Here is a 14,146-nt window from a genome sequence, read left to right as displayed (position 1 = left end):
CCGGGATCCTCCGGACGGCGGCGGACGCCGCTGCCTTCACCTGCCTTCAGGGATGCGAGCCAGGCTCTTACTTGGTGGTGCCGATGTTCAGGTAGTCGTACTCACCCGAGAACGCCGAGGTGGAGACCAGGTTGGTGGCGTTGGACGGGCGGTACAGGAAGACCTTGAAGTAGGTGAGCGGGACGTAGACCGCCTGCTCCATGGTCTTCTTGTCGATGTCGGCGTAGATCTTCTCGCGGGCCTTCTGGTCCGGGTTGACCGCGGCGTCGTCGATCAGCTTGTTGACCGCCGGGTCGTCCAGCTGGGCCAGGTTGTTGTTGCCGGTCTCCTTGACCGCGCGGCCGTCGACGATCTGCTGGAGGAAGCCGTAGCCGGTCGGCCAGTCAGCGCCCCACTGCATCATCATCAGGCCGATGTTGTGGTCGGCGGTGAACTTCGGCGAACCGGCGTTGTCGGTCAGGTACTTGGACTGCGGGTACTGCTGGATCTCGGCGGTGATGCCGATCTTCTTCAGCGCGGCCTGGATCGAGGTCGCGGCGGCGATCTCGGTGGCGCGCTCGGTGCGGGCCGAGATGACGGTGTTGAAGCCGCCCTCCTTGCCGCAGGCCTTCAGGTGCTCCTTGGCCTTGGCCTCGTCGCCCTTGTTGTCCTTGGTCTCGTACAGGTTGAAGTCCTGGTGGCCCGGGACGTCCGGCGGGAGCACCGTGTTGGCGATCTGGCCGCGGATCGGGCCGCCCTGGGCGGTCTGCACCGAGACCTTGTCGATGGCGAACTGGACGGCCTTGCGGCACTCGACGTTGTCGAACGGCGCGAGCTTGGAGTTGATCGCCATGTAGACCAGGCGACCGCCGTAGGCGTTGTCGGTGCTGGCCTTCAGCTTCGGGTCCTGCAGGATCTGCGCCTGGGTCTGCGGGTCGACGCCGGCGCCCACCAGGTCGACCTGGGCGTTGCCGGCCAGCAGGTCCTTGTCGATGGTGGCCTGGTCGATGTTGAACCGGAGCACGATCTTGTCCGCGAGCTGCTTGCGGATCGGGTCGGTGCTCTTGTCCCAGTTGGTGTTCGGCACCAGGACGGCCTGCTTGCCGTCCTCGTAGGACTCGAACTTGTAGGCGCCCGAGGACATGACGTGCTTGACGTACTCGGCGCCGTTGTCCTTCGCCTGCGGGACCGGCGCGGTCTGCGGGGCGCTGACCAGGTAGTCGAAGTCCGCGAACGGGTGCTGGAGGTGGAAGACCACCGTGGTGTCGTCCGGCGTCTCGATCGAGTTCAGGCCGCCGGCCTTGTCCTTGTACGGACCCTCGTAGGGCGTCGGGTTGTCGACCAGCAGGTTGCGGAAGTACGTCGGGCCGTTGGTGAGCACGTCCGTGTAGTTGGAGCGCTCGACGGCGTACTTGACGTCCTTCGAGGTGATCGGGGTGCCGTCGTCGTACTTCAGGCCGGCGCGCAGCTTGTACGTCCAGGTCAGGCCGTCCGCGCTCGGCTGGCCCATCGACTCGGCGAGGTCCGGGACGAGCTTGTTGCCCTCCTCGCCCGGCGCCGGGTTGAAGGTGGTCAGCGCGCGGGAGTACAGCCGCGAGAAGTTGTAGATGTACGCGTAGTACGTGTTGCCCGGGTCGAGCGAGTCCGGGGTGCCCTTCATCTCGTAGGTCACCGTCCCGCCCTTCTTGTCCGAGGCGTTGACGATGCTCTTGGTGGCCGCGTTGGCACCGCCGCCGGCGGAGCCGGAGGCCGAGGAGGAGCCGCCGCTCTTCGACGAGCTGGTGCAACCGGTCACGACCAGGACCGCGGCGGCAGCCGCCGCGGTCAGGGCGACGGTACGGGACCTACGCATGGGTGAGATCAACCCCTTGGGGATGTGGAGACGGTGGAGGGTCCTGACGCAGGGTCATGTGATGACTCGGGGCCAGTTGATGACGCGAGGTCAGTTGCTCTTGGGATCGAGGGCGTCGCGCAGGCCGTCGCCGAGCAGGTTGAAGGCGAGCACGGTGACGAAGATCGCCAGCCCGGGGACCACCATGTACTGGGGGTCCACCTGGTAGTAGCGGATGGCGTCCTGGAGCATCCCGCCCCAGGAGGCCTGCGGGGGCTGGATGCCGACGCCGAGGAAGCTCAGCCCGGCCTCGAAGAGGATGTTGGTCGGGATCAGCAGGGTCGAGTAGACCAGGATCGGACCGACCAGGTTGGGCAGCAGTTCCTTGAACAGGATGAACGGGCCGCGCGCGCCCAGGCTGCGGGCCGCGTGGACGAACTCCCGCTCGCGCAGCGAGAGCGTCTGGCCGCGCACGATCCGGCCCATGTAGGGCCAGTTGAAGAAGCCGATCACGAAGATCAGCACCATGATGTGCAGCGGCAGGCCGTGCAGGCCGAACGCGCCGCCCTGGAGCGAGGTCGAGATCGCGATGGCGAAGAGCAGCAGCGGAAACGCCAGGAAGACGTCCATCACCCGGCTGATCAGGGTGTCCACCCAGCCGCCGTAGTAGCCGGCCATGATGCCGAGCACGGTGCCGATGGTGTTGGACAGCACGGTCGCGCCGAAGGCGACCAGCAGGGAGACCCAGGAGCCCTCGATGACGCGGGTGAGCAGGTCACGGCCCTGCAGCGGGTCGACGCCGAGCGGGTGTTCCCAGCTCATGCCGCCCCAGTCGCCGAACGGCAGACCGCCGAGGTCGGCGTCCAGCAGGTCCTGGTTGAGGGCGTCCGGATCCAGTCCGAACAGCGACTCGATCGGCTTGGCCAGCACGGCGAGCAGGATCAGCAGGATCACCACGACGCCGCCGACGACGGCGGCCTTGTCCCGCTTGAAGCGGGTCCAGGCGATCTGGCCGAGGGAGCGGCCCTCGATCTTCTTGGCCGGGCTTGCGGCGGCGGGTGCCTCCGGATCGTTGCCGGCGGTGGTCACGGATGCGGTCATGGTCAGTAGGTCCCCTCGCCGACGGTGGCCGGCCCACGGGTGCCGGTCGCCGGCTTCGGCGGTGCGGCTGCGGACGTGCGGAAGTGCTTAGGAGGAGCGGGTGCTGACGGCAGTGCTTCGTGCACAGGCACTGCCACCACGCGGGATTGGGCGTCGCGTGGCCGGGCTGTCGGCGTGCGCGCTCACCTTTGTGGGGTTCCAGCACGCGCGGTGCGTTGCGCAGAACTCTCTGCCATCCGAACTGGCTTGCGCCAGCCCTGACAACCGACAGATGCCCAACTGTGATCTGCGCGCATGCACCTCCCCGATCTTCGGCATATACCTCTTCACATGGCTGTAACTGCCATGTCAAGATGACCGGGCCGCACATCCGGAAATTCGTCCGGAAAGCAACGAAGCCGACTTGACGGACAATCAAGTCGGCTTCGGGGAATGGGTTCCGGGAATCAGCGCCCGGGGTAGCCGGGCCACGGCCGCTGCGGCGCCTGCTGCTGCCAGCCCGGCGCCGGCGGCTGGGTGCCGTACGCGTAGCCCGGCATCGACTGCCCTGGGTACGGCGGCGGGGGCACCGGCGGGTACGGGCCGGTCTGCGGGCGGCCGGACTCCCGGTCGAAGAACGGCCGGGCGTTGGCGCGCATCCACAGCGCCACCGGGTCGTACTCGTCCGACATCGCCACCGTGGACACCGCGAGCCCCTCCGGGGCCACCGCGATCGCGCGCTGCATCAGCGCCCGCACCGCCTCCACCGCCGGCGGCGAGCTCTCGTACAGGTCGAGGCCGATCGCCAGGTACGGCTCCCCCACCGCGGGCTGCACCCAGGCCCGGCGCAGCGCCCGTACCGCGCGCACCTCGCCGGCCTGCCGCTCCAGCAGCGCGAAGAACGGCTGGGCGTTGAGCTGCGGCTCGCTCAGCTTCAACGGCCCGGCCGGCAGCCGGTCCAGGCCCGCGGCGACCCGCCGCAGGTCCGCCCACGGCACCCCGACGCCCCCGCCGGGCGCGTGCGGGTTGAGCCACAGGCCCCAGCGGGTGCGGTACAGCGAGGCCGCGATCTCCCGGCCGGAGATGACCTCGTGGGCCCGCGCCCAGCCGGAGGAGGTCAGTTGTTCGGGCGAGGTGACGGCCGGCGCGTAGCCGTGGCCGCTGATCTCCATGTTCCCGTACTGCGCGTCCGGGCTGCCCGGCGTGCCGTGCCACAGCAGCATCCAGACCTGGCCGTCCGCCAGCGCGTGCAGCAGCCGCTCGTACGCGTCGTAGCGCTCCGGCGCGACATCGCGCAGGGCGCGCTCCAACGCGCCGGGATCAGCTCCCGGGCGCCCGGCGGCCGGTGCCTGGCCCCAGGCCCCCGGCACACCGCCCGCTCCCGTTCCCGCACTCATGCGCCCACCTCGCCGCGCCTCTTTCCCTCAACCCGCCGGCCCGTCGGCCGTCTGCACGCACCCTATGGCGCGGCACCGGCCACCGCCACGGCGACGTGCCTCTGATACGAACCCGCTCACGCCCGCGTGTAGAAGGGCAGTACCCGGGTGAGCAGCCACTCGACCACCGGGTCGTCGGCGAGGTCGAGCAGTACGAGGTGGACGCCGCCGGGCAGCGGCGCGGTTCCCAGCGCTCGGCCGAGCGCGTCGTTCACCGCGGCGGGATCGGCCGGTGCCGCCGGGTCCAACTGGACGCCCACGAACATCACGGTCGGCTCGCCCTCGATGCTGGCCAGTGCCCTGCGGGCGGTCAGCACCCCCGGCAGCGCCGAGAGTTCGGCCCGGCAGGCGGCCAGGAAGTGCTCCGGGTCCTCCCCCGGCACCGGCTCGCGCAGCGCCACCCGCCCGCCGGTCGGCGCCTGGGCGTCGTCGGCGCCGTCCCAGCGGTCCCCGCAGGGGCCGCGGCGCAGCTCGGCGACGCCCTGCGGCGGGACCGGCAGGCCCACCGCCGCTTCCGGGTTCACCGCGATGCCCACGCCCAGCGGCAGCCCGCGGGCGAACTCCCACACCGGCGCGATCGCGAAGGCCATCCCGGGCGCCTGCTGGAGGAACACCTCCTGCGAGGAGAACACCGGTACGTACGGGTCGCCGCCCAGCTCGATCGTCGGCAGGTCCAGCGACTGCCCCTGCGGGTCGCCCCCGGCCGGCAGCGGCACCCACACCTGGCTGCGCGCCAGCACCTCGATCACCCGCGGCGTCGCGCCCGGGTCGCCCAGGGCCGCGGTCAGCACCTGCTCCAGCTCGTTGGCCGGCCAGGAGCCGCCCGCCGGCGCCTCCTCCGGTCCGCCCCACCCCTGCTGCTGCTCCACCGGGTACCCCATGCGCCGCCGATTCCGCCCTCTGCCGTTCGGCCGCCCTCTGCTGCGCCGACGCGCAGCAGTCTAGAGGCGCGCGGGGGCGGGGTCAGGACTCGTGTTCGGGTCCCGCGCGGTGTGACCGGGTCCCCCCTCCCCTCGTCGTCCGGGACGTGCCATGATGTGCGCGTCCGACGGCATGCGCCGCGGGCCCCCAACAACTCCACACCGGCCGCTCGAACCCGCGCGGGAGAGCCCGGAGTGCCGTCAGGCACAGCCGGCGCCGAAGGAGCAAGTCCTCCCCGGAATCTCTCAGGCACCCCTACCGCACGGGTTAGGCACATCTGGAAAGCGGCGCCCGGCCCTGTCGTGCGCCCACCCACGGTGCAAGCCGCCATGCTGTCCCCCAAGCTGGAAACAGCTGCGGGCAGGTGGGCGGTGAAGCTCTCAGGTTCGACGACAGATGGGGAGACCCACGCCGCCGCATGCCCGCGCGCAGGGTCGGCCCCCGAGCGGGTCCGGTCCGGCGCGCGCACCCCTGAGTGCCCCGACCGAGGAGTTCCTGGCCATGTCGTCCCTCCGCCTGACCGCGCTCGACGCGCTGCACCGCGCCCTCGGCGCGACCATGACCGACTTCGCCGGCTGGGACATGCCGCTGCGCTACGGCAGCGAGCGCGAGGAGCACCTCGCGGTCCGCACCAAGGCCGGTCTGTTCGACCTCTCGCACATGGGCGAGATCACCGTCACCGGCCCGCAGGCGGGCGAGATGCTGGACCACGCGCTGGTCGGCTTCGTCTCCGCGCTGGGCGTGCTGCGCGCCCGCTACACCATGATCTGCGCCGAGGACGGCGGCATCCTGGACGACCTGATCGTCTACCGCCTGCGCGAGGACGCCTTCCTGGTCGTCGCCAACGCCTCCAACGCCCAGCTGGTCCTCGACGAGCTGATCGCCCGCGCCAAGGGCTTCGACGCCGTCGTCACCGACGACCGCGACACCTACGCGCTGATCGCCGTCCAGGGCCCGGAGGCCACCGGCATCCTGGCGAAGACCACCGACGCCGACCTGCCCGGCCTGAAGTACTACGCGATCCTCCCGGCCCAGGTGGCCGGCCGCGACGTGCTGCTCGCCCGTACCGGCTACACCGGCGAGGACGGCTTCGAGATCTTCTGCCACCCGGTCGACGCCGAGCCGGTCTGGCAGGCGCTGACCGCCGCGGGCGAGGGCCACGGCCTGGTCCCGTGCGGCCTGTCCTGCCGCGACACGCTGCGCCTGGAGGCCGGCATGCCGCTGTACGGGCACGAGCTGTCCACCGACCTCACCCCGTTCGACGCCGGCCTGGGCCGGGTCGTCCGCTTCGACAAGACCACCAACGAGGGCGCCTTCATCGGCCGCAAGGCGCTGGAGCAGGCCGCCGCCGCGGCCGAGACCAACCCGCCGAAGGTGCTGGTCGGCCTGGTCTCCGAGGGCAAGCGGGTGCCGCGCGCCGAGTACACCGTGGTCTCCACCGACGGCGAGCCGATCGGCCGGATCACCTCGGGCGCGCCGTCCCCGACCCTGGGCCGGCCGATCGCGATGGCCTACGTCGACGCCGCCCACGCCGCCCCCGGCACCACCGTCGCGGTGGACGTGCGCGGCCGGCACGAGCCCGTCCAGGTCGTGGCGCTGCCGTTCTACAAGCGCGCCCGCTGAGCCCCGCCGGGCCCCCGGTTTTCCCCATACACGCACGTCGCGGCCGTCCGCGCGGCGGCCCGCTTCGTCGTACCCGCTTCCCATCCTGGAGAATGACGCCATGAGCAACCCCCAGCACCTGCAGTACACCAAGGAGCACGAGTGGCTGACCGCCGCGGACGCGGAGGGTGTCTCCACGGTCGGCATCACCGCGCACGCCGCCGACGCGCTCGGTGACATCGTCTACGTGCAGCTCCCCGAGGTCGGTGAGACCGTGACCGCCGGCGAGACCTGCGGCGAGCTGGAGTCCACCAAGTCGGTCAGCGACCTGTACTCCCCGGTGACCGGCGAGGTCACCGAGGTCAACCAGGACGTCCTGGACGACAACGCCCTGGTCAACAGCGCCCCGTTCGAGGGCGGCTGGCTGTTCAAGGTGCGCGTCGAGGCCACCGACGAGCTGCTCAGCGCCGACGAGTACGACGCGCTCACCAACCCCCAGGGCTGATCCCCCGCCAGGGGCGGTCGCGCGGCGGCCGCCCCGCCCCGGCCCCTTTCCCTCCTCCTCCCGGGAAGACCACACCATGACGGTTCTCAACCAGTCCCTGCACGCCCTCGACCCGGAGATCGCCGCCGCGGTCGACGCCGAGCTGCACCGCCAGCAGACCACCCTGGAGATGATCGCCTCCGAGAACTTCGCCCCGGTGGCGGTCATGGAGGCCCAGGGCTCGGTGCTCACCAACAAGTACGCGGAGGGCTACCCCGGCCGCCGCTACTACGGCGGCTGCGAGCACGTCGACGTGGTCGAGCAGATCGCGATCGACCGCATCAAGGAGCTGTTCGGCGCCGAGCACGCCAACGTCCAGCCGCACTCGGGCGCGCAGGCCAACGCCGCCGCGATGTTCGCGCTGATCCAGCCGGGCGACACCATCCTGGGCCTGTCGCTGGCCCACGGCGGTCACCTGACCCACGGCATGAAGATCAACTTCTCCGGCAAGCTCTACAACGTGGCCGCGTACCACGTGGACGAGAAGACCGGCCAGGTCGACATGGCCGAGGTCGAGCGCCTCGCCAAGGAGCACCAGCCGAAGCTGATCATCGCCGGCTGGTCGGCCTACCCCCGCCAGCTCGACTTCGCCGCGTTCCGCCGGATCGCCGACGAGGTCGGCGCGCTGCTCATGGTGGACATGGCGCACTTCGCCGGCCTGGTGGCCGCCGGGCTGCACCCGAACCCGGTGCCCTACGCGGACGTGGTCACCACCACCACCCACAAGACCCTGGGCGGCCCGCGCGGCGGCGTCATCCTGTCCAAGGCCGAGTTCGCCAAGAAGATCAACTCCGCGGTCTTCCCCGGCCAGCAGGGCGGCCCGCTGGAGCACGTGATCGCCGGCAAGGCGGTCGCCTTCAAGGTCGCGGCCTCGGAGGAGTTCAAGGAGCGCCAGCAGCGCACCCTGGACGGTGCCCGCATCCTCGCCGAGCGCCTGCTCCAGGCCGACGTGGCCGAGGCCGGCGCGTCCGTGCTCTCCGGCGGCACCGACGTCCACCTGGTCCTGGTCGACCTGCGCAACAGCCAGCTCGACGGCCAGCAGGCCGAGGACCGGCTGCACGAGGTCGGCATCACCGTCAACCGCAACGCGATCCCGAACGACCCGCGCCCGCCGATGGTCACCTCGGGCCTGCGCATCGGCACCCCGGCCCTGGCCACCCGCGGCTTCCAGGCCGAGGACTTCCGCGAGGTCGCCGACATCATCGCCGAGGCGCTCAAGCCCGCCTTCGACGAGACCGTCGCCGACGCCCTGAAGGCCCGGGTCACCGCCCTGGCCGAGAAGTACCCGCTGTACCCGAACCTCTGATCACTCCGGTGATCGTTCGGGCGGGGTGACCGGCCTCACCCCTCCGGCGTACCAGGCACCCCGGGGCACCGCGCACACTGGACTGTGCGCGCGGTGCCCCGTCCCGTGTCGGCCCCTCCCTGCCCGCAAGTCCTTCCACGAGACCAGACAAGGACGTCCCCCGTGGCCATCAGCGTCTTCGACCTCTTCTCCATCGGCATCGGCCCCTCGAGCTCCCACACCGTGGGCCCGATGCGCGCCGCCCGGATGTTCGCCCGCCGACTGCGCTCCGAAGGCCTGCTGGACCGGGTGACGGGCGTGCGCGCGGAGCTGTACGGCTCGCTCGGCGCCACCGGCCACGGCCACGGGACCCCGAAGGCCGTCCTGCTGGGCCTGGAGGGCAACTCGCCCCGCACCGTCGACGTCGACCAGGCCGACAAGGACGTCGAGCGGATCCTCGCCGAGAAGCGGCTCAGCCTGCTCGGCGAGCGCCTCGTCGACTTCGACCCGGACTCCCAGCTGGTCCTGCACCGCCGCCGCTCGCTGCCGTACCACGCCAACGGGATGACCCTGTGGGCGTACGCGGCGGACGGCTCGGCCCTGCTGGAGAAGACCTACTACTCGGTCGGCGGCGGCTTCGTGGTGGACGAGGACGCGATCGGCGCGGACCGGGTCAAGCCCGACGACACCGTGCTGAAGTACCCGTTCCGTACCGGCGACGAGCTGCTGCGGCTCAGCCGGGAGACCGGGCTGTCGATCTCCGGCCTGATGCTGGAGAACGAGAAGGCCTGGCGCAGCGAGGAGGAGATCCGGACCGGGCTGCTGGAGATCTGGTCAGTGATGCAGGAGTGCGTGCGGGCCGGCATGTCCCGCGAGGGCATCCTGCCGGGCGGCCTCAAGGTCCGCCGCCGGGCGGCCGCCGGGGCGCGGGCGCTGCGCGCCGAGGGCATCGGGCCGGCCAACGCGATGGAGTGGGTGACCCTCTACGCGATGGCGGTCAACGAGGAGAACGCCTCCGGCCGCCGGGTGGTCACCGCGCCGACCAACGGCGCCGCCGGGATCATCCCGGCCACCCTGCACTACTACCTGAACTTCATCCCGGGCGCCGACGACGACGGCATCGTCCGCTTCCTGCTCGCGGCCGGCGCCATCGGCATGCTGTTCAAGGAGAACGCCTCCATCTCCGGCGCCGAGGTCGGCTGCCAGGGCGAGGTCGGCTCCGCCTGCTCGATGGCCGCGGGCGGCCTCGCCGAGGTCCTCGGCGGCACCCCCGAGCAGGTCGAGAACGCCGCCGAGATCGGCATCGAACACAACCTCGGCCTCACCTGCGACCCGGTCGGCGGCCTGGTCCAGATCCCCTGCATCGAGCGCAACGGCATGGCGTCGGTCAAGGCCGTCACGGCGGCCCGGATGGCGCTGCGCGGCGACGGCCGCCACCACGTCTCGCTGGACAAGGCGATCAAGACGATGAAGGAGACCGGCGCCGACATGAAGATCAAGTACAAGGAGACCTCGCGCGGCGGCCTCGCCGTGAACGTCATCGAGTGCTGATCGCGGCGCGCTGAAGGCCCCCGGGCGGACCCCCGTCCCGCCCGGGGGCCTTCACGTTCCCTCGGCCTCCCCGCTCCCTGGCTTCGCCCCCGGCTCAGGCCGCGAACGGGCGGGCCCGCCGGGCGTCCCGCAGCGCCCGCGCCCACCAGGTGAGCTGGTCGAGCATGGTCTTGGCGGCGGCGTCGGCGGCCGGGTCGACCGCCTTGCCGTCGGCGTCGAAGCACTGCGCGGCGCCGTGGAAGCTGACCGTGTTGCGGATCGTCGCGGCGTTCAGCTCGGCCAGCACCACCCGGAGCTGCTCGACGGCCCGCAGGCCCCCGGACAGACCACCGTACGAGACGAAGGCGACCGGCTTGCCGTGCCACTCGCGGTTGTGCCAGTCGATGGCGTTCTTCAGCGGGGCCGGGAAGCTGTGGTTGTACTCGGGCGTGACGATCACGAAGGCGTCGGCCGCCTCCAGTCGGGGCGACACGGCGGCCAGCAACTCGGCGTCGGCCGGTGCGAGTCCGCCCCCGAAGGACGGGAAGGTGACGGGCAGCGGGGTCTCCACCAGGTCGATCCGGTCGGCGGTCAGGTCGCCGCGGGCGGCCAGGTGGCCGAGCAGCCAGTCGGTGACCACCGGGCCGAAGCGGCCCTCGCGGGTGCTGCCGACGAGGACGGCGACCTTCAGGCTCTGCTCCGTGGACATGGGGATCCCCCTCCTGGATCTGGTGTACGGCGTATTCGCCGGATACAACGTACACAGCGAGGTGTACGGCGTCCACCACCGATACGCCGTACGCACGAGGGTGCTACGGTGGGCCCGCCCCCCGTCGGAAGGAGCCCGCCCCATGCCGCCCCAGCAGGCCCCCGCCGCAGGCGACGACAAGCCCCCGGCCTCGCTCTGGGAACGCCTGGCCCGCCCGGCCCCCGCGCCGCGCACGACCCTGAGTCCGCACCGGATCGCCGAGGCCGCGGTCGCCGTCGCCGACGCCGAGGGCCTGGACGCCGTCACCATGCGCCGGCTGGCCGCGGAGCTCGGCGTCGCCCCGATGGCCGCCTACCGGTACGTCTCCGGCAAGGACGAACTCATCGAGCTGATGGTCGACTTCGTCTACGGGCGGCTCCCCCTGGACGCCCCCGCCGAGGGCTGGCGGGAGACCATGCGCGCCCTGGCCGTCCACCTGCGGGCCATGCACCTGGCCCACCCGTGGACCGTTCGGGCGGCCACCCCGTTCGCCCTCAGCCCCCACCAGCTCGCCGTCCCCGAGCGCGCGTTCGCCGCCCTGGCCGACCACGGCCTGGACGCCGACACCACCATGGCGGTGTTCCGCACCGTCACCGGCTACGTCCACGGCTCGGTCACCACCGAGATCGCCCTGGAGGCCCTGCGCCGCGAGCACGGCTGGTCCGACGGCGACCAGACCCGGGCCGGCCTCGCCCCCCGGATGAGCTGGCTGATGGGCACCGGCCGCTACCCGAGCTACCAGCGCTACCTCCACGAGGCCACCCGCAAGGACGACCCCGACTGGCAGTTCGAGACCGGCCTCGACTGCGTCCTCGACGGCATCGCCACCCACTTCGCCCTCTGAGGCCTGGCCCCGCGGCGCGGGAAGTCGGCCCGGCCGACTTCCTGCGCACGCACCTACGACCCAGCCTCATCGCAGCAGCCCACCCGGCCCCCGCGACACCGGAAACGGGCGAGGAAACCCTCCCGATGGCGCCGCCCCACAGCCAGACATAGCCGCCCACCCCCGGTGCGCGAAAAGTCGACCAGAACGACTTCCTGTACCGGCCCCAGCCTCTGCCCCCAACCACACCCCTCGTAACCGCACCCCGGGCCACCCGGGCGCGCACCACACCGCGCAGAAAGTCGGCCCGGCCGACTTTCTGCGCAGACCCCGCACCTTTGCCGCCCCGACCGCACGCCCCACAGCCGCACCCCAGGCCACCACACCGCACAGGAAGTCGGGCCGGCCGACTTCCTGTGCAGGCACTGCAACCCCGACTGCAGCAGCCACTCACCGCTCGGCCCACGCGCGCAGCGCTAGGCCCGAGCGAAAGGCTCTCGTAAGAGCCGGGCACGGGACGGCATCGCTGTCTCCCCGGCACAGCCCGACAGGCCACCGCCAACGACCAGTCCAGCGGCACGAGAAGTCGGGCCGGCCGACTTCTCGCGCAGGCGCCCCTGTCCCAGCTGCCGGGCAGCTCACCACTCGGCGCGCGCACGCACTGCCAGGCACGATCACCAGCCACAGGCCCACGATGCGGCCCACCACAGGTCCGGCCACACTGCAGGAAAAGTCGGCCCGGCCGACTTCCTGTGCAGGCACCCCTGCCCCAGCTGCCGGGCGGCTCACCACTCGGCGCGCGCACGCACCGCCGGGCACAATCACCGGGCCCAGGCCCTCGGTACGGCCCACCACAGGTCCGGCCACACTGCACGAAAAGTCGGCCCGGCCGACTTCCTGTGCAGGCACCCCTGCCCCCGCCACCCGAAAGCTCACCACCCGACGCGGGCCTGCACTGGCAGGCACGAGTAACCAGCCCTCCCAATCACACGGGTCCGACCACCACTGCACGAAAAGTCGGGCCGGCCGACTTCTCGTGCAGTGGTGGTCGGCGCTACCTTCGCGCTGGAAGGGCCAGGACGGCCAGGGCGCCGGCCAGGACGGCGAGGCCGCACCAGGAGACGGCGGGCAGGCGCTCCCCCAGGGCCGCCACGCCGAGCACCGCCGCGACGGCCGGCTCGGCGAGGGTCAGGGTGGTGGCGGTCTGGGCGGTGGTGTGGCGCAGGCCCCGGCCGAACAGCCAGTACGCGAGGAAGGTGGTGACCACCGCGAGGTGCAGCACCACGCCCGCCCCGCGCGGCGAGGCCAGCCACGCCACGTCCCCGGCGAGCAGCACCGGCAGGACGATCAGCGCCCCGCCGCCGAACATCGCCCCCATCACCCCGCCCGACGGGTGCCCGTGCGCGATCAGCCGCCCGCCGATCAGCGAGTACAAGGCGTACGAGAGCCCGGAGAGCGCCGCCAGCAGCACACCCTGCGGGTCCACCGACCCGCCGCCGCCGGCGAGTTCGGGGCCCAGCACCAGCAGCGCGCAGCCGAGCACGGCCAGCGCCGTGGCCCCGGCCCACCGCCCGTCCGGCCGTCCCTGCCGGGACAGCCATCCGAGCAGCCCGGTGAACACCGGTGCGCTGCCGAGCGCGATCACCGTCGCGACCGCCACCCCGGTGCGGCTCACCGCCGGGTAGAAGGTGAGCGGGTACCCGGCTACCGCGACCGCGCCGGCCGCGAGCAGCCACCGCTCGCGCGGCCCGCAGGCCCGGGGCAGTGCCCGGGCGGAGCGGTCGGACAGGAACAGCAGCAGCCCGCCGAGGACCAGCCCGGCGGCCCCGATCCCGGCCGCCGGGGCACCGGCGGGCGCCAGCGAGCTGACCGTCCCGGTGGTGCCCCAGAGGGCGGAGGCGATCAGGATCGGCACCGCGCCACCGCGCGGACGGACGCGGCGGGGAGCCGGGGAACCGGCACGGGCAGGCAAGGACAAACGATTCGGCACAGTGGAGAACTTCCGTCGTCGAAGACCGTCAAGGCAACTGGTTTCGAGAACGGGCGCACGCCGTCAGCCCACGGCGGCCACCATCAGGCCGAGCCGGGGTCGCAGGGATCAAGCCACCGAAGCGCGCGCCCGGTCAGGCGCTGAGCGGTGGCAGCACGACGTGCCAGTACGGGTTCACGCGTCGATGGTAGCGACCGCCCCGCGCGAGAAGTCGGCCCGGCCGACTTCTCGCGCGGCCTGACCCACGGGTCCAGCACTCCTTACGCGGGGTATCGGCCCGTCGGAAGGACCCGCTCATGCGCCGCTCCCGCCTCCAACTGTCCCTGGCCGCGACGGCTATGGTCGCCTCCGAGGTCGTGCAGGACGAACCGTACCTG

The 14,146-nt window shown here is 72.0% G+C and carries 11 protein-coding genes and 1 riboswitch; of the genes, 5 read left to right on the top strand and 6 right to left on the bottom strand.

Features of this window, described 5'->3' with window-relative positions:
- Positions 1 to 67: 67 nt before the first annotated feature.
- The 4 genes from ACZ7RU_RS05750 to ACZ7RU_RS05735 form a co-directional block, all read right to left on the bottom strand.
- Positions 68 to 1,831: an ABC transporter substrate-binding protein gene (locus ACZ7RU_RS05750; protein WP_470339656.1), complete on the bottom strand. Its 1,764-nt coding sequence runs from the start codon at positions 1,829 to 1,831 to the stop codon at positions 68 to 70.
- Between the two features lie 90 nt (positions 1,832 to 1,921).
- Entirely contained in the window at positions 1,922 to 2,911 is a 990-nt protein-coding gene (locus tag ACZ7RU_RS05745; protein WP_470339655.1) for an ABC transporter permease, read from the bottom strand.
- A gap of 446 nt (positions 2,912 to 3,357) precedes the next feature.
- On the bottom strand, positions 3,358 to 4,287 hold the full coding sequence (locus ACZ7RU_RS05740; protein ID WP_470339654.1) for an enhanced serine sensitivity protein SseB C-terminal domain-containing protein: 930 nt from the start codon (positions 4,285 to 4,287) through the stop codon (positions 3,358 to 3,360).
- A 116-nt stretch (positions 4,288 to 4,403) separates the two neighbouring features.
- Positions 4,404 to 5,207, bottom strand: coding sequence for an enhanced serine sensitivity protein SseB C-terminal domain-containing protein (locus tag ACZ7RU_RS05735; RefSeq protein WP_470339653.1), 804 nt, complete (start codon positions 5,205 to 5,207; stop codon positions 4,404 to 4,406).
- A gap of 210 nt (positions 5,208 to 5,417) precedes the next feature.
- Positions 5,418 to 5,518: riboswitch (glycine riboswitch) on the top strand.
- Between the two features lie 230 nt (positions 5,519 to 5,748).
- Here ACZ7RU_RS05735 and gcvT point away from each other — a divergent pair.
- From gcvT to ACZ7RU_RS05715, 4 genes are all read left to right on the top strand, one after another.
- Positions 5,749 to 6,870, top strand: a complete 1,122-nt coding sequence (gene gcvT, locus ACZ7RU_RS05730) for a glycine cleavage system aminomethyltransferase GcvT (RefSeq protein ID WP_470339652.1) — start codon at positions 5,749 to 5,751, stop codon at positions 6,868 to 6,870.
- Positions 6,871 to 6,970: 100 nt separating this feature from the next.
- The gene (gene gcvH, locus ACZ7RU_RS05725; protein ID WP_470339651.1) at positions 6,971 to 7,354 is read left to right on the top strand and encodes a glycine cleavage system protein GcvH; all 384 of its coding nucleotides are present in this window, start codon (positions 6,971 to 6,973) and stop codon (positions 7,352 to 7,354) included.
- A gap of 76 nt (positions 7,355 to 7,430) precedes the next feature.
- Positions 7,431 to 8,699 carry a serine hydroxymethyltransferase gene (glyA, locus tag ACZ7RU_RS05720; protein WP_470339650.1) on the top strand — a complete coding sequence of 423 codons (1,269 nt, stop codon included), beginning with the start codon at positions 7,431 to 7,433 and terminating at the stop codon, positions 8,697 to 8,699.
- Positions 8,700 to 8,861: 162 nt separating this feature from the next.
- Positions 8,862 to 10,229, top strand: coding sequence for an L-serine ammonia-lyase (locus ACZ7RU_RS05715; protein WP_470339649.1), 1,368 nt, complete (start codon positions 8,862 to 8,864; stop codon positions 10,227 to 10,229).
- Between the two features lie 94 nt (positions 10,230 to 10,323).
- Here ACZ7RU_RS05715 and ACZ7RU_RS05710 read toward each other — a convergent pair whose 3' ends face one another.
- Positions 10,324 to 10,917, bottom strand: a complete 594-nt coding sequence (locus tag ACZ7RU_RS05710) for an NADPH-dependent FMN reductase (protein WP_470339648.1) — start codon at positions 10,915 to 10,917, stop codon at positions 10,324 to 10,326.
- 142 nt (positions 10,918 to 11,059) lie between these two features.
- Between ACZ7RU_RS05710 and ACZ7RU_RS05705 the strand changes: the two genes are divergently transcribed.
- Positions 11,060 to 11,800: a TetR/AcrR family transcriptional regulator gene (locus tag ACZ7RU_RS05705; RefSeq protein WP_470339647.1), complete on the top strand. Its 741-nt coding sequence runs from the start codon at positions 11,060 to 11,062 to the stop codon at positions 11,798 to 11,800.
- 1,033 nt (positions 11,801 to 12,833) lie between these two features.
- On the opposite strand, the gene ACZ7RU_RS05700 is transcribed toward ACZ7RU_RS05705, so the two are convergent.
- A complete protein-coding gene (locus ACZ7RU_RS05700) occupies positions 12,834 to 13,694 on the bottom strand; it encodes an EamA family transporter (protein ID WP_470339646.1) in 861 nt (286 codons plus the stop codon).
- Between the last annotated feature and the right edge of the window lie 452 nt (positions 13,695 to 14,146).

It is taken from the genome of Kitasatospora sp. NPDC114501 (assembly GCF_055633695.1).
Note: the sequence above shows the minus strand (reverse complement) of the source record. Positions and strands in the feature narration are given on the sequence as shown.